Raw genomic sequence first — 18739 nt, 5'->3', positions numbered from 1 at the left:
CCTCTCGAACTTCTGGGCAAAGTGTCCAGACGTTCGCGGCACGGTCTGCTGAGCTCACTCAGGAGCGCACCTCGCTCCGGCCTACATGCAAGGCAGCACGGTCCGTGGACGACGTCTGGGTGAACAATTCAACTGCCAAAACGGAACTCATCGATTGGTGGGCAACGCTCGCTAAGCCGGCTTAAACTCGATGTACAGCAAGATATCGTGTACCTTCGTGGAGTCGAGCGCAGAGAGATCGCCCGGCGCAGGTGCATCGGGCGCAAGATCGCCCGATGCCCTGACCGATAGACGGTGCGTTGCGACCGGACTGCCAGCGAGCGCTGCGCCCAGCGCCCTCGCGAACATGCCCCCAAACCTCTCCTCACGCGTGAAGTCCGTCTGCTCCGCGCCGTTGACGGCGATGCGCAGCCCCGTCGCGGTTTGATCCCGCGGCGTGCGCAGGATCAGCGAAGCGCCCGTGATCTGCAGGCTGCGCCCCTGCAGGAAGAGCGGGAAATGCCGTGGGGTGATCTCGATCCGCACCTCGGTGTCCACCGGGCTATGAAGCAGCCGCGCGAACACGCTCGAGAAGTCCTGCCTCAGGCTGAAGGTTCGGGCGAGCGGCGTGTTCGAGAGAACGCTCGCGATCGTCCCCTCGGCGGCGCCGTTGACCGCCTCCACCTCGTCCCGGAACGCGCCGTCGAACTCCGCCGTGTAGGCGATGTGCACGATCGCGTCCGTGATCGTCTGGTAGTCGAACGGGCGGAAGTTGGCCGGCAAGGTGAGCCGCCAGGAGCTGATCGCCCCTGAGCCCTCGAACGGCATGTATCGCTCGTCGCGGAAGCCGAACTCGAGCACCCCGGCGTCGTTCTGCGCCGTCGACGTGGCGACCGTGGTGCTGCGCCGGAGCGGCACATCGAACAGCTCCGCCTCGCCCAGCGCGGGCTGCCGGCGGACCTTCGAGCCGGTCAGCGTCAGCGTCGCGCCCACGTTGGTGAACGGTCCGGTGATGCAGGGGATGGTGAGCCGCACCGACCTGATGCGGCGGCGGTACTGGCCCGGATAGAAGAGGTCGAAGGCGAGCTCGGGGATCGAGAAGTCGGTGGTCCCGGTCTCCTTGAGCCGCATCAGCGCCGCCGGATCGAGCTGGGCGAGCGAGAACGGCTGATCGATCTCGAGCGCCCTCAGGTTGGTTTCGATGAAGCGCCGCTCCATCGCCAGGAGATCGATCATCAGCCGCTCGCCCGCGAGCAGCCCGGCGCGCGAGACCTCCCAGTAGCTCGGAGAGAGGAGCGGAGTCGCCTCGTCGTTGCGCTCGAACCGATATGCCTGCTCCGCGAGCCGCGCCATCGCGAGCGCGCCGCCGTAGGCGTCGCGGTAGAGCCGCTGCAGCGTGGTGGCGAGGTGGTTGAACAGGCCGAGGTTCGTGAAGCGCTCGTTGTGGAATTCGAAGATCTCCTCGGCCTGCTTGATGCTCTCCGCGTGCAGGTCGATCGAGCGGCGCGCGATCTCCTTGCGCAGCTCGGCGCCGGTGATCTGCTTCTCGACCTGCCGGAGCTCGTGCTCGGCCAGCTCCACCTGGTGCTCCCACCCCTCGCGGCGGCGTTCAAAGCCCGCCTCGAGCCCCGCCGAGGCCGACACCTGCTCGCTGAGCGTCGCCGCAGCGCGCGTCAGCGACGCGAACGCATTCGCCGAGTTGCCGAGCTCGACGCCGCCATACTTCATGGCGAAGGGCGACCCGAGCTGCGGAACGAGGTACAGGATCCCGGCCAGCATCTGCTGCAAGGCGCCGATGCCCGACGCGATGGTGGCGGCGTGGCGCGCCCCCTGCTGCGTTCGTTCCCACGCGCTGAGATCGCCGTCGAGTAGCCCCTGGTAGTAGTCGCGCCGGTACTCGATCGCCGCCTTCTGCCGGCGCAGCTGCTCGATGGCCTCGTCCGCGACCTTCAGGTCGAGCTCGCGCAGCTTGGTCGTCATCTCCAGGAGGTTCTGCTGGTGCACGACGCGCAGCCGGCTCAGCTCCTCGTTGTCGCGCCGCTCCAGCGCCGCGTAGAGCGCCGCGCCGAACGCCTGCACCGTGGCCGTGGCCTGCTTCGCCTTCTCGATGAGGTAGGCGAAGCGGTAGGGCGGCAGGCTGCCCGTCGTGGCGTTGAGCACGTCCTCCAGGGACAGCCCGGCCGCCCGGGCGCGGACCAGGAGCCGCGGATCGATCTCCGGCGCGAACAGGGCCGGCAGGCGCTTCACGCCGGCGATGTCCATGCAATTACGGATCTTGAAGAGACGATCTTCGACGCGCGCCCAGTACGCGCTCAGGTCCTTGTTCTCCGGGACGCAGAACACGGGGCTGACCTGCCGGATCACGGCGATGCCGAACCGCCAGAAACGATCGAACCAGCTCCTGTCCACGCTGCCGAAGTCGGCGGCGGGGACGTCCTTCCCCCCGGAGGCGGTCCACAGGCCGATGCCCGTCCTGGCCCGATCGAGCGGGCGGGCGATGAGCCCTCTCGTGATCCTGTCGTCCTGAGGCGCCATGCCGGGGGTCCTGACGGTCGCCGAGACCTCCGCGGCGTCGAGCTCGATGAGCCCCGCCTGGGCCAGGTCCCTCTCGGTGGCCAGGAGCGCGCTGCCGGGCCGCGAGTCGACCTGCTCGTCCACGTCGATGAGGCTCCACTCCACCGCGCGCCGCTCGGGCACCATCACCTTGGCCGGCGGCGCGTTCGCCCCGAGCCGGCCGCCCCGCGCGGCGAGCCGCGCCGTCTCGAGCACGAACGTCGCCCGCTGCATCTTCGGCAGGCCCTGAGGGCTCAGCGCGACCTCCGGCCGCCCGACGTGCCACTGCTCGAGCTCGATCAGCACGTCCTCGCCCGCGCCGAGGTGAGGCGCGATGGCCTCGTAGGTCTTCGGCGCGATGTTGCCCTCGCCGCAGGACCCGAGCTTGTCCGGGCGCGGCCCGAGGATGTCCGACGCCATGACGTAAAGCATCACGGCCTCGTGGATCGACTCCGTGGTGAACTGGGTGAACAGGCTGTCGCCCCAGTCGAGCAGGTTGTCGATGTACTTCATCACGATCGCCTTCTGGTAGGCGCTAAGGCGCAGCCGCGCGATGGCGTGCGGGTTGAAAGGGTCCCTCTTGTACGCCTCGAGCGCGGCCCCATCGGTCAGCGTCTTCCGCAGCTTCGGGGCGTCGAGGCCGCGGAACTCGATGTAGCGCCACACCCGGTCGCGCTGCCGGAACGCCCTCTCCGCGGCGCTCAGCTCGGGCGGGACGGCGATCGTCTCCGTGGCGGTCGGGTCGAAGATGAAATGGTGCCAGCGCTGCGCCGCCGCGTAGCGGCCCTGGACGTTCAGGTGATTCGCGATCAGGGCCGGGATATGGAAGAACATCTCGCGAAAATAGACGCCGAGCGACCCCGTGAAGTCGATCTCGCCCTTCGTCGTGCGGTCGATGAGGTAGTCGACGACGGTGAAAGGCAGGCCCGGCTCGCCCAGCGCTTTCTGCGTCTCGACGTCGAGCAGGCCGTCGACGCCGCGCGTGAAGAGCGCCCGCGAGAGGTCGTCCGCGAGGCGGGTGCCCAGCCGCTTGGCGAGGTAAAAGATCGGCGAGCGGACCTGCGACGAGGGCGATTTCGGGCGACACTGCAGGTAGATGAGGTCCTGTCCGCTCGTGAGGATCGCGTCCGAGACCGAGCCGTTCACGATGGTCAGATCGTCGCCGAACTTCAGCTCGCCGAGGTCGACGTCGTGCACGCTGTCGAAGAAATGATCGAGCATCCACTCCGCGATGATCCGGCCTTGCAAATAGCTCCCGTTCGCCGCGTTGCGGGACACCGTGGTCTGGGCGTAGGGATCGATCAAGAACGACGCGGGCAAGCCGAAGAAGAGGTGCGGCCGACTGCGATCGGGGTTGTCCAACGACCGGGTGTTCTTGATCGACAGGACGCTGCCCACGTGCGGCGGCCGCATGTTCCAGGGGTTCATCGGCACGATGACGTTCTCGGCGAAATCGATCTTCGCTCGGGTGCCGAAGCCGATGCACGTGACCACGAGCTCGCCGTCCTCTTTGATTTCCGGGTAGCAGCGGTCCCAGACGTAGCCGCGCAGCGTGTAGCCGTCCAGCGGCTCGTCGTCGTGCGCGTAGAGATCGTAACGCGGCACCTTCCGGAAATGGGCGGACTCGCCGTAATCGGCCAGCGGATCGGCGGCGACGCCGTTCGGCGCGCTGACCCAGCTGCTCCGGTACGGCGCGCTCGCGCCGGCCAGGCGGACGGCCTGCGGCGGAGACCAGGTACCGTCGAGCTTCAGCGACGTGTAGCGCAGGCTGAACGTGTGCCGGTACCCGGTGAACCGCGAGCCGCCCCCGGACACGTTGTGCCTGGCCTGGGTCGAGATCTCGATCCAGAACACGATCAGGCGGCCCTGGTACACGACTGGGGAGACGGTGCGCACCGGGATCTGCACGTCGATCTTGCGCCAGGGGGACCACGAGGTGGCGCGATCGCTCTCGGTCTCACCGTAGTGGACGTTCTCCGCAGTGCGATAGTAGTAGACCGGCGGATCGCTCTGGGTCACGCCGAACATGTGCAGGATATCGGTGCGGTCTTCCGGGTTCTTGTCGTGGTAGACACCGGCGATCTTGAGCCTGGCGATCTCCTCGAACCCGGCGAGGTAACGGGTGTACGCGTCGAGCACCGTCTGCTCGTTGATGTCCTGCTGCAGCAGGGTCTGCTCGAGCTCCTGGAACAGCGGGCTCTTGTCGTCGCGCAGGTCCGGCTCGATGTAGTTCTCCGGGTACAGGAACACCTTCCGGTTCGCCTCCCACACCCGGTAGTTCTTCCGCCACGCCCACTCGTCCGCCGGGATGGCGGCGGGCGGGACGTGAACATGGGCCGGGTCCTCCGGCGCGCGGCGATCCTGCTCGAGGTTGATCAAGATCCGGTGGACGTAGAGCTGGAGGCTCGAGATCCCGGCGACGACGCGCGAGGTGCGAGCGCAGCCCTCGAGCTGCACGTCGACCAGGAAGTGCTGATAGAGCTCGTCCTTCGCCTCGAACTCAGGGTGGATCGAGCGAATGAGGTAATCGACGAGCGCGTCGCGCTGCAGGGAGCGGATCTTGTCCTCGGAGGGCGCGATCTTCTCCTCGAACTCGGCCTCGTCCGGGTAGTTGGTGCGGAACGTGGCGACGAGGCCGTCCGCCGCGCGGGAGAGGTCGTCATACCCGTCGGCCAGGATCAGCCCCAGCGTCTCGCCGTCGAGGCCGAGCGTCTGGGCGAGTGCGGCGGCCTTCGCCAGCGCGGTGAGCGCCTCCAGCGCGGTGCTGGGCAGCGTCACGTGCTGCAGCAGCGTGATGAGCAACGGGCGCTGGAGCCGGAGCGCGTCGGCGGCGATCCATGGATCGGCGGCGAACTTGGTCACCGGATCGAAGATGGTGATGGCCCCGCGCATGGCGTCGGCGTTGGACGCCACGGGCTCGGCGCTGAAGGGGGAGAGGGCCGAGACATCGACGAGCGTGCGGTAGGCAAGGAGCGCCCTGACGGAGGCCGGCGTCAGCGCCTTGAAGTCGGCGATGGCGAACTTGTCGGGAAACGCCTGCATGTAAGAGAGCACGCCGGCGTCGAACGCGGCGTGCTTGAACAGCATGGCGAGCGGGGCGAGGGCCGCGACGATCGCCTCCAGCGCGTCGGTCGGCCCGCCGTGGAGGGCCTGCACGACCCCGGGCGCCGACAAATCGGCCCCGATCATGGCGCACATGACAGGCAGCCTGTCCACCGGCAGACCGAGGTGGGCGGCGAGCTTGACGAACAGGATCCCGCGGGCATGAAACGGATCGAGCGCGCTCCTCGCGGCCGCCGCGGTGAGGCCGATGCCCGGCGGGATGGTGAGGGGCCCATGCGAGCTGAAGTCGTCCGAGAGGCGCAGCAACCCGGTCTCGGGCACGAGCGTGAACGCCGCCGCGTTCGCCGCGACGATGGCGCGGGACTGATCCTCCGTCACGGAGGGCAGGAACGCGAACACCGTATCGGCGAACTGGGTGAGCCGCTCGCGCATCGCCTCGCCGGCGATTGTGGCGGCGACCCCCTCCGCGCTAGGATAGCGGCTCTCGTCCTCGACCCGGCCGCGCGTGACGAAGCCGAGATCGTCCAGGGAGAGGCCGCTCGACTTCCAGAGATCGTGCGCCTCGATCAGCGCCCTCACGTGCGCGAGCGTCTGAACCGGCCCGCCGATCCCGGCGAACGCGATCAGCTGGAAGAGCTGCGCGACGCTCACCTTCAGCGCTTGCAGGAGCCGGGCGTGCCGGTAGAGCAACGCGAGGTTCTCCTGGGTGAGGAGGAAGCCGCGCGCCGCCTCCGGCGCGTCGTGGCCGAGGTCCGCGCCGAGCGGCGCGGCGAGCTCGCGGATCAGCGCGGCGAGCTGCTCGGCGTCGACCTGCAGTCCCGCCATCAGGCGCGGCAGCGTGGCGTCGTTGCCGGGGGGCGGCGCGGCGTCGCGGAAAGCGGAGTGGATGAACGCCACGGCCGGCTTCGGCAGCGGCCCGTCGGCGAGCGTGAACGGCTTGGCGTTGAACAGCCGATCGAACAGCCCGGGCTTGCCCTCGCCGGGCGCGATGTTCGGAATGAGGCTGAAGAGCGTGACGGCCTGCTCCACCTTCAGGTGCAACCGCACGGCGATCTCCTTGATCGCCGCGAGCGCCTCGAGCGCCGCCTCGTCGAGCGTCGCGGCCAGCCCGGCGGTCATGACGCTGTCGAGCGCGAGGTCCACCTCGGCGAGCGTCCACGGGAGATGGCGGGCGAGGCGCACGAACCGGTGCATCCGGTCCAGGGCCCCGGGGGTGAGGTCGTGCACGCGCTCGACATCGTTCTGCACGCTGTCGGCGCTGCGCTTCGCCTGGACGAAGCGCGGCCGCTCCGCCCCGCGCGCCGTGACGAAGCGGCACGCGCTCAGGATCTCGAGCTCGTCGCGGCGGATGCCACTGTGCTTCAAGAGCACCTTCGTCTCGATCGGATCGATCTTGCCGGACTGCAACAGCGTGAAATCTGCGCCGTAGATGTGCTCGAGGAAAGAGATCTGCGGCTTCGCGATGAGGATGGTGTCCCGCTGCGGCATCGACAGGCCGAGCGCGGCGGCGGCGCGGACCCCCGCGGGCGAGCCCATCGCGGCGGCGACGTCGGCCCGTGACACGGAGAAATGGCCGAGGTACTGCTCGATGCGGGCGAAGGGCAGGAGGAACGGCTGCCGGAACGAGTCGACCGCGCTGGGCAGGGTGTCGCGGTACACGGCGGTCCTCACCGCGACGCGATCGCTCAGCGCGCCGGCGAAGCCCTGCCGCTGGGCGATGTAGTTCTCGAGGATCTCGTTGATGATGTCGAGCGTGGGGACCTGCGTGTGCGTGTTCTCGCAGGTCAGCGGCAGCGTCCAGAGATCCGGCCGGCGGCTCTTCAGGGCGAGGACATGGGAGGCGCGCGCCCCTGTGAAGTGATGCTTCGTGACGTGCTCCTCGATGAACTCCATCAAATCGACGAAGTACGCCGCCGGGCTCAGGATCGACTGGCAGTGCGCGCAGTCGCAGTAGTCCTGCGAGCCGAACAGCTCGGTGAAGCCGTCGAGCTTGCGCAGGTAGTCGAGGGACGACGGGCCGAGGTTGCCGACCGCGAGGGAGTCGAACCCACCCTTCAGGATGTCGATGACGGCGCCCATCTGGGCGACGGCCGTCCCCGCCACCTCCCGCGCCCTCCTGTGGATGCTGGAGGCGCTGTCCCTGTCGAGGCCGGTCTTCTGGGCGAAGGTGTCGAGATCGACGCGGGCGACGGCGGTCGCCGAGCTGTAGCCGGCGCGGAGCAGCGCATCGATCTTCCCGATGTCGCCGGCGAGCGTGTAGACGCGCTGATAGGCCTTGAGCTCCGCGACGACGAACGGCCGGTCCTGCTCGTTGATGTCCGTGAAATTCAGCGCCTTGAGATCATCGCTGTCCGCCGTCAGGTCGAGCGCGAGGAGCTCGACATCCCAGTTATGCTGCTGGAGCCGGTCGAGCGTCTCGAGGCGGAGGCAGATCGCCTCGAACTTCTGTGGGACGGACATCCCCTCGCGGTCGACGATCTCGGCGAGCCCGAGGCCCGGATGCAGCCGCACGAGAGCGCGCATGTTGGCGTGGGCGGCGCGGAGCGTCTCCCGCTGCTGCTGGGTGAACCCCGTGGTGTCGAGCGCGTCGAAGTCGACCGTCGTGATCTTCGTGTTGCGCTGGAACAGCGGCTGCACCCCGCTGAGCGCCTGGCTGTACAGCATGACGTCGCGCGGCATGATGCGGCTCATCACCGTCTCGGTGGGATAGAGCTCCGCCACGCGGCGGTGCAGCTCCTCGGCGTAGGCGCGGGCGTCGAGCCCGTCCGGCGGCTCGGCCCCGCTGCTCGTGATCGCGCCCTCCCACGCCGCGACGTCGAGTCGCAAGAGGTGCTCCGGCCGCGTCACGTTGCCGACGCTGATGGCGGCCTGCGCGAGCCCGAGATGGCCGCCTGCCAGGTTCGCGACGCTGGCGATGGCCCCGAGGCGCCGCGCCTCGGTCTCGGTGAGCGCCTGCTCCTGGACGAGGCGCTCGAGCCGCCTGTCGTCGAGCTGGGTGACGTTGTGGACCTGATTCAGCAGCGCGTCCGTCTTGCCCGCGGAGAGCTGCGCCGCGTCGGCGAGCACCACCATGGCGGCCTTTTCCACGGAGCGGCGGAAGAGCGGGTGCTCCTTCAGCGCCACGTCGCTGGACACGCCGCCCGCGAACGCGTCCACGTGGGCGAGGGTCGAGAGCTTCGTAGCGAGCTCGGCCCGCAGCGGCGCGTCGACCTGCCCGTCGTCCAGCAGATCCGCGAGCACCGCCTTGACAGGGCGATCCCGGTTGGCGCCGGCGGCGAGGTCGACGGCGCCCACGATGGCGCGCAGCCCGCTGGAGGCGTCCGCGAACGCCACCTCCGTCGCCACGCGCCGCTCCTCGGTGACCTCCCCCAGGAGCTCCCCGTGGAGCGACGGATTGAGCGCCGCGACGTCGCTGAGCGTCTTGCCCGACAGTTTGCCGAGCGCGATGAGATTCTCACGGCTGATGGACATAAGATATTCCTCGTCGTTGCGACGCAGCGGGGTGGTTCAGTACCCGGCCTGACGTTGATGCCACCTGCTGAGCGGGGAGCGACCGTGCCTGCCGCTGCCCGCTCGCGAAATCGTTACAGATTCAGCTCGCCGGCTCGCACCTCACCGGTAGCCGGATCAACGATGACAATCAGAGACGAATCCACGACGGATCCCGGCGAATCAATCAGATTGAACCGATAAAGGATACGCCATCGGCGGTTGATGTCCGCGTGAGCCGACACTGGTATCAGCTCGCAACGTTCGCCCGCCATCTTCGGCTCGGGCCCCATCTCCCTAGCGAGAAAGTTATTCGCCATCTCGATCGCGTCATCTTTCGTCATCATCACTCAGCGCTCCTGCCGGGCTTCAACGCGCGCGACCATAACCACCATCTTGAATCCATGCGCGTCCAGAGCCCTCGTGCCATGTCCTTTCCCGACCACCATTCAGGCGATCCAGGCGTCTCTGGCGGGGCAACCACGCAAGCGACGCGACTAGAATCTTATCTTCCATCCACCAAGCTTGAGCCCCTTCTCTCGCAAGCGACGTACGCTGGTAAGTTTGCGATCCATTTCAAGGATCAATCGACCGTTCTCAATGAATGTCAACTCACGATCGGGCACTGGGGGCGGCTCCGGCACCAGCCAGAACTCCGTCCCGTAGCCGAGATCGAGTTCGATAATCTCTCCTCCACCTTGTGGCGGGATTGCGTCGAGGTCGACGGTGCGGCCCGCGTTCCGCAAGGCCTGGATCCGGTCCTCCGTCCCATATACGATTGCGCGAAGGCGCCGGGCGAGGAGCTTGAAACCGCTGCTCATTACCACAGTCCAATCGACCGCGACTGCGCAGGTCGTCCGTCGTTGCACAGACCACCGTCACAATAAATCGAACAATGCTATTGACGAGAAACTACATAATCACGTCACCCATGAAGCGCGCCTCTCCTGATGCCGAGTCGACGAGAACTATAACAGACATATCTACAACAGCACGGGGTGAGTCCGGCAGACTGGTTCGGTACAGAACGTGCCACTGGCCCTGTGCGTCCAGGCGAGCCGATATCGGCGTAAACTCGCATCGTCTTCCTGCATACTCTGGCTCAGCTCCCATCTCGACAACGAGGTATTCGTTCGCTATTCTGATTGCTTCTTCCTTCGTCAACGGAACCCCCATTCCTCAATATACCAAATCGCATGAGCCCGCTCTTCCGCATTTAGCCTGCGCCACCTTGACGGATGCTCAAGCATGTCAAACACGAACTGCTCCGCAGCGTTCCATCCCTGCGAACGAGGTAGGTTCAGATATGCTTCGCGCCCAATCCTTCGATAATGCAAGTAATGACTGAGCTCGTGCCACACCAGGTATTCAGTCGGATTGGGACGAAGCCTGAGCTGGGGTCTTCCCGTAACGTCGACAAAGAACGATCCAGCTTTGTTCTTTCCTTGATCGACTATAATCAAATCCACACCTCGCTTATCGAGATACCTCCGCAGGGCTTCCAAACGCCGCTCACCATACAGCTTACCACCAAATAGACCCGTTTCACTGATGGCGTCGGCTGCCGCCCTCGCCGATCCAGAGCCGCGCCGCGCCGCGATGCGGCCGACGAGCCCGCTGGCCAGGTCCACGAGCCCTGCGCGGACAGCTTGCAGCCCACGTGCCGCAGCGCTGGCGAGGCGGCGCATCGCCTGCCCGGTCGCCCGCATCGCGCCCTTGAGCGACGCCTTCAGCGCCGCCAGCTCCCCCAGGGTGAGCACCGTGAGGACGACATCGGCCGCGGTGAGCGCCAGGAACAATCCCTGCGCCCACGCGCCGCCGTTGATGCTGCCGAACGCCCCCGGGATCCCGCCGGACGCCGCGCCCTCGCGCCCGTCGTCGCCGAACTCGAGGTGCCAGTACCCCGCGTAGCGGGCCAGCCGATCCATCGCGCTCTCGGGCTGACCTCGCCCCTGCCCGCCCTGACCGCTCCCGCCCTGCGCGCCGGCCGCTTGTCCCCCCTGCTGGCCGCCGGCCTGCTGCGTCTGCCCGCCCTCGCCGCCGCTCTGCGCCCCACCCGTGCCGTCCGCCGAGACGCCGCCGCTGCTCTGGCCCGGCGCACCCCGGGTCGCTCCCTTGGGGTCGACGCCCCCCGGCGCGCCAAGGGGCGCGCCGACGCCGGTCTCGCCGCCGGGCACGCCGCCGACCGTGCCGCCCTGCACCCCTCCGTCGATCCCGCCGGGCACGCCCCCCAGCGCGCCTCCAGGCTGCTGGCCCGTGCCGCCCGGCGCCCCTCCGGAAGAGCCACGTTGGCCGGTTCCTCCCGCGCCGCCAGCACGCGAGCGACCTGTCCCGGCGCCTTGTCCCGCGCCGCCCGCCCCGGCGCCTTGACCTCGTCCCGCGCCGCTCGATCCATCGCCCAGGCCCACCCCCGCGCCCGCCCCTGCACCCGCCCCGCGGCCCTGCGTGCCCGCCCCCGCTTGTCCGGTCCCCCCGCCGCCCGCGCCGCGGCCCGAGACGCCCGCGCCGTGGCCGATTCCACCGCGCCCGGTCGATCCCTGCGCCGCCGTGCTCCCCTGACCGCTGCCGTCACCCGCGTGCACGCCGGCGCCGCCGGTGTCCGTGGCATCGCCCCGGCCGCTGGAATCGCCAGGCGCGTTGCCCGCGCCCGTGCCCGCTCCGCCGGCGCCGTCCTCGCCGTGCTCGCCGCCCCCGGGCTGGCCTGAGCCGTCCGCCCCGGTCGCCGTGCCGGTCTGCCCGCCGTTGTTGCCCTGGCCAGGCTGCCCCGGCCCCCCCGCGCCGCCCGCCCCGTCCGGCGTCGGCGGTGCCTGAAGCGGGCGTAGGGCCTCGTCGATGCTGTTGAAGATCTCCGCCCTTTCCCGGGCGGATCGCTCATTGAGCCCTCGATCCAGCCCTTCCTGATAGCGCGGATCGTAGATCCAGATCTCCGCCCGCCCCCCCGTCGCCCTGCGCGCGGCCGCGCGGAACGTGGACTCCGACTGGTGCACGGTGACGCCACCCTGCTGGTCAGGCGAGAACAGCCCCGTCCAGCGCCTGCCAGGATCGATCTGCGCGCGGTAGCCCTCTGGCACCGCCGCGGCGAACTGCTCGTAGGTGACGTAACGCGTGCGCAGCCGCTGCCCGGGCCGCTGCGGATCGAGCCCCTCCGGATCGATGAGGTTGACCGGGTTGTTGAGCACGTATTGATAGAGATTGAGCCCACCCCCGGCCCCGATCGGATCCGGCGTCAACCACCGGCAAAGCCATGGAGCGTAATAGCGGAATCCGAAGTAATAGAAGCCGGTCAGGTCGTCGCGCTCCTTGCCGCTGAACCGGTAGTCCCGCCACGAGGCCGCGCGCAGATCGTCGCCCGCCACGAACGCGGTGCCGCCGAAGGGGAAATACTCCTCGTAGGCGATGACGCCGCCCTGCGCGTCGAGATCGAGCCGGGCGGAGCCGAGGTGGTTCGCGACCTGATAGACCCAGCGCGGCACGTCGATGTCGTCCGTCTCCCGCCCGGCGCTGTCCGCCGTCCAGCGGTGCAGCGAGGCGACCGCCCCCGATCCGTCGCTCAGCAGCGAGGTGACGCGCTCGAGCGACCGCGCTCCGCCGCGGGAGATGCGCTTGATCTCGCAGCCGTCGAGGTAGAGCTTCTCCGTGACCTCGACGCCGCCGGCCACGAGGCGCTCCGTCACCTTGCGCACGCGCTGCCCCTCGGCGTCGTAGACGTAATGGTCCGCGTCGTCCGGCCCGCCATCCGCCGAGCGGTCGATGAGCACCGCGCGGGTGAGCATGCCGCGGAAGTCCCAGGTCATCGAGGCGAGGTGCGGCAACGACGTGCAATGGCCCGCGGCGTCGAACCGGGCTTCGGGGTCGGACACGGTGCCGCCGCCCAGGGTGTGCAGCGGCACCGAGCGGTTCGAGCCCGCCGCGATCCACATCTCCGTCGTCCAGCTCTGCAGGGAGACGTGACGCATCCGCAGCAGGTTGCCGGAGAGATCGTGCTCGTAGTGCCGGGTATAACGGTCGACCGCGCCGCCGTCGTTGAGCGAGACGGCGCGGCTGCCGCGGAACGTGTCCGCCGCCCCGGCGCGGTGATCGTGCTCGAGCAGCGCGCGGTGAACACGGCCGGTGGCGCGCTGGAGCTGGTAGAACGCGTCGTAGGTGAACTCCTGCTCGCTCGTCACCGTGAGGTTGCGCACCGGCGCGCCGAGCGCGCCCGACTCCTGCGCCGCGTCGCGCGTCAGGACGATGTTACCGGTGGGGTCGTAGGTATAGGCGAGATCCTGCAGCGTCGCCGCGTCGGCGAGGCGCGTCGCGCGCACCCGCGCCGTGCGGAAGGTGAGCGGATCGTGGGTGTGGACGATCTCGACCCCGTTGCCGAGGCGCACGCGCTCGCGCTGGCCCCGGGCGTTGTAGCGGGCCTCGTCGAACACGATCCGATCCGTCACCCGCCCGTCGGCGGTGGAGACGCGCAGCTCCGCGGCGCCGCCGCCCTTCAGGTGGCGGTAGCGCCGCGTGACGCCGTCCGGCGTTTGCTGCGAGATCACCCGTCCGAGCGCGTCGTAGCGGGTGCGCGTCACCCAGCGCTCCGGCATCAGCGTCACGGCGGTCGGCGCGGACCAGTCGACCTCGGCCTTGTACTCCTCCCGCATCCGCTGCTCGACGGCGAGCGGCTGACCGAGCGGGCTCGCTGCCAGCAGGGTGCGCACGCCGGCGGTGTCCCGCTGGACCACGAGGCGGCCGCGCAGGTTGCGCGCCGCCGCGTCCGGCACGCTCGCGTCCTCGCCATAGACGCACTGCTGGACGAGGTCGTCCAGGCCAGGCAGGCCGCCGGCGCGCACGGCGAGCACCCGATCGAGGCGATCGTAACTGCGATGCTCGTGCGCGCCGCGCGCGTCCCACGTGTGGATCGGCCGGTCGTAGATATCGAGGAGCACGCGGCGCTCGCCCGCGTCCGCGCTGCGGGTGAGCAGCGCGCGGCCCTGCATGTCGAGGCGGTACTCGAACGCCGCGATGCCGCGCGGATCGACGATGCCGACCGAATTCCCGGTGGCGTCGAGCAGCGTCTCGGTTTCGCGCGCCTGCGCGCCGCCCGCCGCCCGCACGCTCTGGCGGACGGTGAGGCCGCGCGGGTCGAGGTGGTCGACGGACGGCGTGTCGTGGTGCTCGAGCGCCTTCAGCAGCGCGCGCTTCTCCGGCGCGCTGGGCGCCAGCGGATTGCGCATGAGATGGTACGCGGAGCCGCTCACGCAATCGTTGGCGTCGAAGGTGCGCACCTCCCACGCGGCATATTCGGTGCGCGTCAACGTGCCGTTCGGCAAGTCCGTGCGCACGGCGCGGCCGAGCGCGTCGGTCTGCGTGACGGAGGAGACACCGAACGCCATGAGCTCCGCGTCCCCCTCGTAACGCCAGGACGCGGTGAAGAACGGCTCGAACTGCCGTACCGGCAGCTGCCGCTCGTCGTAGACCACGTGGCCCGAGGCGAGCCACGGCTCTGTCGCGTTGGCGACGACCGGCCGGCCGTCCGGCCCCACGACCACCTCCCCTTCGGCTCCCCGGTGGATCGTGGGACCGGACTCCACCCTCACCTTGGACTGGAGCGGCCGGCCGAAGCCGTCCATGTGCGTCACCGTGACGTGCACGTCGCTCGTCCCGCTCGGCGCGCCCGTGCCGTCGTGGGCGAGGGCCTCGCGCGCCAGCGTCACCACCTGGACCGGCGCGCCGTCACGCCGGAACGCGTCGAGGTCGTAGTAGACGGCCTGCGCGACGTCCCCCACGTGCGCCGCCGGATCCGCGATGACGGGGGCGAGCGTCGGCGGCGCGGGCTGGACGAAGCCGGAGAGCGGCTCCTGCCCATAGGCCTGCTCGACGCCGGCCTCGTCGAGGACCGTGCCTCTCATGCTGGAGGCGGAGACGACGCCGAGCGGATCATAGGCGACCTCTGCGATGTTGCCGTTGGGATCGACGATGCGATAGGGCGCGAGCGCGCAAGGGTCGATCTCCGCCCGGGTGACGTTGGCGAGCGGATCGTGCGCCTCGACCAGGAACATCCGGGTCGCGTCGCGGACCAGCGTGCTCGCCGCGCCGTCGGGCCGCACGAGGCCGGTGAGATGATGGAAGTCTGCGGCGCTCGCGTAGCGGCTGACCGCGCTGGGCCGGAAGAGATAGCCGTCGCGCAGCACATAGCCGCCCTCGCCCGCCAGCAGGTCGCCGTCCACCCGCGCGCCGTACACGGCCGCGGCGAGCTCGGGCGTGAAGCACGCCTCGGCGCTCGAGTGCGGGAGGGTGACCGCGCCGACCTGACCCAGCGGCAGCGCGCCCGTCAGGTCGTCGTTCCAATAGAACGACTGCTCCCACGAGATGAGCCGCGAGGCCGGCGCGGCGAGCCCCGCGAGCGACTCGTGAAACGCGCGCGGCGCGGCGAGCGCTTGCGCGATCTGGGCCTTGGCCTCCGCGAAGGGGAGGACCGCCGCGCCGAGGTCAGGCAGGCTCACCTCGAGCACCTGCTCCTCGACCGGCAGGCCGAGTTCATAACGGCTGTCCGTCTCCAGGTTGGCGAGGCGCGTGCGGCGGGCGGTGACGATCGGCTTCGCCTGCTGCGGCGACGCAGGCGCGCCGGCCGGCGATGGCCGGCGGGCGTAGTGAACCGCGGCGGTCAGCGTGTCATTGCCGAAGCCGTCCGTCTCAAGCACCAGGGTATGGCTGACGCGCGGGTCGCTCGCGTCTTGCTCGTAGACCGCCCGCAGCGTCTCGGACTCCTCGATCGCGACGGCGGCCGGCTGGCCCTCGCCGCGCGCCGGCTGCAGGCGGAGCGCCCGGTAAGCGAGCAGGGTCACCTCGAGCGGGGTCTCTGCGAGCGCGCCGTCGGCGTCGACCGAGAACACCTCGCGCCGGATGAGCCGCCCCGCGGCGGCGCGCAGCGTGTCCGCGTGCTCCTCGGGCGCGAGCAGGCTCGCCCGCTCGACCGTCACGGCGGGCGGCGCGCGCAGCGCGGGATCGCCCCCCCAGGCGTCGGTCAGGCTGTGCTCGACGAGGCCGCCCGTGAAATAGAAGCTCCGCACGCAGGACGCCTGCCCGCGCGGCGCGGTGGCCCCGTCGCCGTCCTCGTGCAGCGGCGCGTCGAACCGATCGACCCGGCCGAAGCCGCGGAACTCCCGCTCCGCGCCGTCGTAGACACCGTCGTAGTACCGAAATCGCTGCACGAGGCGCGAGCCGGTCATCCGGTCGATCTCCTCGCGCGCGGCGGCGACGGTGACGTGACTCGGCAGGCGGGTGCGCCATGGCGCCCCTTCGCGCCGCGCCTGCAGGTAGTGCTGAGCCGAGCTCTCGTAGGAGAACCGGATTTCCCGGCCCAGGCCGTCCTCCACGGCGACCAGCAGGTGGGGCCGCGGCGGCCCCGCGAGCGGCAGGAACTGGAGCGGCGCCGCGCCGCCTGCTGGCAGCGCGGTCGACCAGACGAGGCACGGCGTCCCGTCGCCCAGGAAGTCGAGCACGCGCAAGGAGGCGTTCTTGTCGATGACGGGAAGATCGGCGAAGCGCGCGCCCTGCACCCAGGCGTTGCCTTCGGCGTTGATGAAGGCACGGATCTCCTGCGCGCCCACATAGAGGAGGTCTGCCGAGCCGTCACCGTCGAGATCGGCGATGAGGATGCGGCCCGGATCGAACGCGGCGTCCGCCCCGAAATCCGGCGGACTGTCCATGACCACGGGCGCGCCGAAGCGGCCGTGGCCGAGATTGGGCCAGTACTCGACGCGCCCGCCCTGGATGCGTACCTGGTCGGCGAGGCCATCGCCGGTCATATCGGCGAAGAAGAAGCCGAGCTGCGTGTCGTCGGCTACCGGCAGGCCGCCCTCTCCGGCTGGACCGCCGGTGACCTCGACAGGAGCGTCGAACCCCTGCTTGCCCCTCGCGGGGTACCAGACGACACGGCCGTGGCCGGCGACCACGAGGTCGGCCCTCCCGTCGCCATCGAGGTCGAGCCACTGCGCCCTGCCGCCGGCCGCCTCTTGGTGCGGCAGGCTGGCGAGCGCCCGATAACCGTTCCAGCTCCCGCTCTCGCGGTCGTATTCGAAGTACCCCGCGCCGCGCCCATGCAGCACGGCGACATCCATGTTGCCGTCGCCGTCGAAGTCGTTCAGCGCCACGTCGGCGAGGCGGTATCTGGGCTGCGCCATGACGAGGCGCTGCGGCCCGAACCGGCCGCCGCCCTCGTTGGGCTTGTAGTACCAGCCGTCACGCAGCTCGGCCAGGATGCCGGGCAACCCCTCTCCGCAGAGATCGAGCCAGCGGTAGGCAGCCCCGGCGAGACCGGTGGGCACGTTCTCGACCGTCTCTTGCGGCGCCGCTCGGAAGCCTCGTTCCGGCTCGGGGCGCGCATACGCAAAGCGCAGCGCAGGCGTCGCGCGGCGCGACAGCGCCCCGGTCGAGAGGTGCCTGCGCAGCCCCTCGTAGCGCGCGGCCGAGAGCGTCGCGCCCTCGGGCCGGAGGTCGTGCTCCAGCGTGTGAATGCCGACGAGCACCGGCTCGGCGCCGAGCCCCGGGAGCCGGTGAAACATGAGGATGCGGCGGCACAGCCGGAAGGTGCGCACCTCGAAGCCGGCACGGTAAGTGGAATAAGGGTCCGGTCGCGCCGGCCAGGCCCGGTCGGGAGCCGGCGCGGGCAGGTCGGCGCTCGAGTGATCGCCGTAGTCGAGCACGACCTCGAAGTGCCACTCCGTATCCGGCGCGACCGCCCCGTCCGCGCTCACGGGCTTCGCGTTGCCGTAGCGGATCGACTTCAGGTAGCGCTGGGCGGGGGCCTCGCCGGGCTTGAAGCGCGAGCGTTCGGCCGCCGAGGCGAGGTCGACGCCCTCCCGGGTCTCCTTGAGGTAAGTAAAGAGTATCGCGTTGCCGCGCGCGTCCACCTGGATCTCCGGCAACCAGGAGAAAACACGGCCCTCGTCGGCCGGATCGGCCACCCGGCTCGTGCCGTCGGGGTTGGCTCCGTAAATGGTCAACGTGTTCGCGGCGTCTCGCGTGCGCCAGTGGACGCGCCCCGTCGCCTTCTCGACCCACTGCTCCACGCGGATGCGCGAGGCATCGACGCGGGCGCGGAACCGGCGCACCAGAAAGCCGCCTTGATCGATCGCCACCGGTCGCCACCCCCCTGCGTCCTCGATCTCCTGCGGCAAGAGCTCCATGCCGGCGAAGCTGTAGCGGTCGGAGCCGTCATAGCGGGGCAGGCCCCTGCGGGTGTCGACGGCGACGGAGAGCACGCCCTCGAGCGCCCAGCCGGCGCCGAAGGGCGAATTGGCGCCGCTCGAGGTATAGGCGAGCGCGAGCGCGGGACCGAACCCGTCGCGGCCAGGGGAGAGCTTGAGCGGGACGCCGACCGAGACCGTGCCGGTGAGCGGGTTGACCTCTGCCGCGCAGTCAAGCCCGGCCTTGAGCGGATCGCGGCTGGAAAAGCTGATCGACATGAGATCTCCACCCTCCCTCCTCGGTTACTTCACATCCTGCGTGACCTGGTTTCGCTCAAACCGCGGGATGCCGCCGAGGTGCTTATCGCAGCCGGTCGAGATCTCCTCTGTATGATGAGCAGCGGCTTAGCGAACATCGTGATCCATCGAGACCGCCGTCCAACCGATCGCGTCGGAGCGCCCCGATCAGAAAATCAGACACGTTCGGGCGCGTC

4 protein-coding genes are annotated in these 18739 nt (G+C 69.6%); all 4 read right to left on the bottom strand.

The features are described 5' to 3' along the window. Nucleotides 1-171: 171 nt before the first annotated feature. Entirely contained in the window at nt 172-9066 is an 8895-nt protein-coding gene (locus NQZ70_RS48175; protein WP_129580242.1) for a neuraminidase-like domain-containing protein, read from the bottom strand. 113 nt (nt 9067-9179) lie between these two features. Continuing rightward, a complete protein-coding gene (locus NQZ70_RS48170; RefSeq protein WP_129580241.1) occupies nt 9180-9431 on the bottom strand; it encodes a hypothetical protein in 252 nt (83 codons plus the stop codon). Between the two features lie 150 nt (nt 9432-9581). Further along, nucleotides 9582-9905, bottom strand: a complete 324-nt coding sequence (locus NQZ70_RS48165; protein WP_129580240.1) for a hypothetical protein — start codon at nt 9903-9905, stop codon at nt 9582-9584. A gap of 339 nt (nt 9906-10244) precedes the next feature. Beyond that, the gene (locus tag NQZ70_RS48160; RefSeq protein ID WP_129580239.1) at nt 10245-18524 is read right to left on the bottom strand and encodes a SpvB/TcaC N-terminal domain-containing protein; all 8280 of its coding nucleotides are present in this window, start codon (nt 18522-18524) and stop codon (nt 10245-10247) included. Nucleotides 18525-18739 lie beyond the last annotated feature (215 nt).

It is taken from the genome of Sorangium sp. So ce836 (assembly GCF_028553905.1).
GTDB classification, from domain to species: Bacteria; Myxococcota_A; Polyangia; order Polyangiales; family Polyangiaceae; genus Sorangium; species Sorangium cellulosum_D.
This window is presented reverse-complemented; position numbering and strand designations above follow the sequence as displayed.

Excerpts from the sequence above, each read along its gene's own strand:
- NQZ70_RS48160 (WP_129580239.1), bottom strand. The coding sequence starts at position 18,524 with ATGTCGATCAGCTTTTCCAGCCGCGATCCGCTCAAGGCCGGGCTTGAC.
- NQZ70_RS48165 (WP_129580240.1), bottom strand. The coding sequence starts at position 9,905 with ATGAGCAGCGGTTTCAAGCTCCTCGCCCGGCGCCTTCGCGCAATCGTA.
- NQZ70_RS48170 (WP_129580241.1), bottom strand. The coding sequence starts at position 9,431 with ATGATGACGAAAGATGACGCGATCGAGATGGCGAATAACTTTCTCGCT.
- NQZ70_RS48175 (WP_129580242.1), bottom strand. The coding sequence starts at position 9,066 with ATGTCCATCAGCCGTGAGAATCTCATCGCGCTCGGCAAACTGTCGGGC.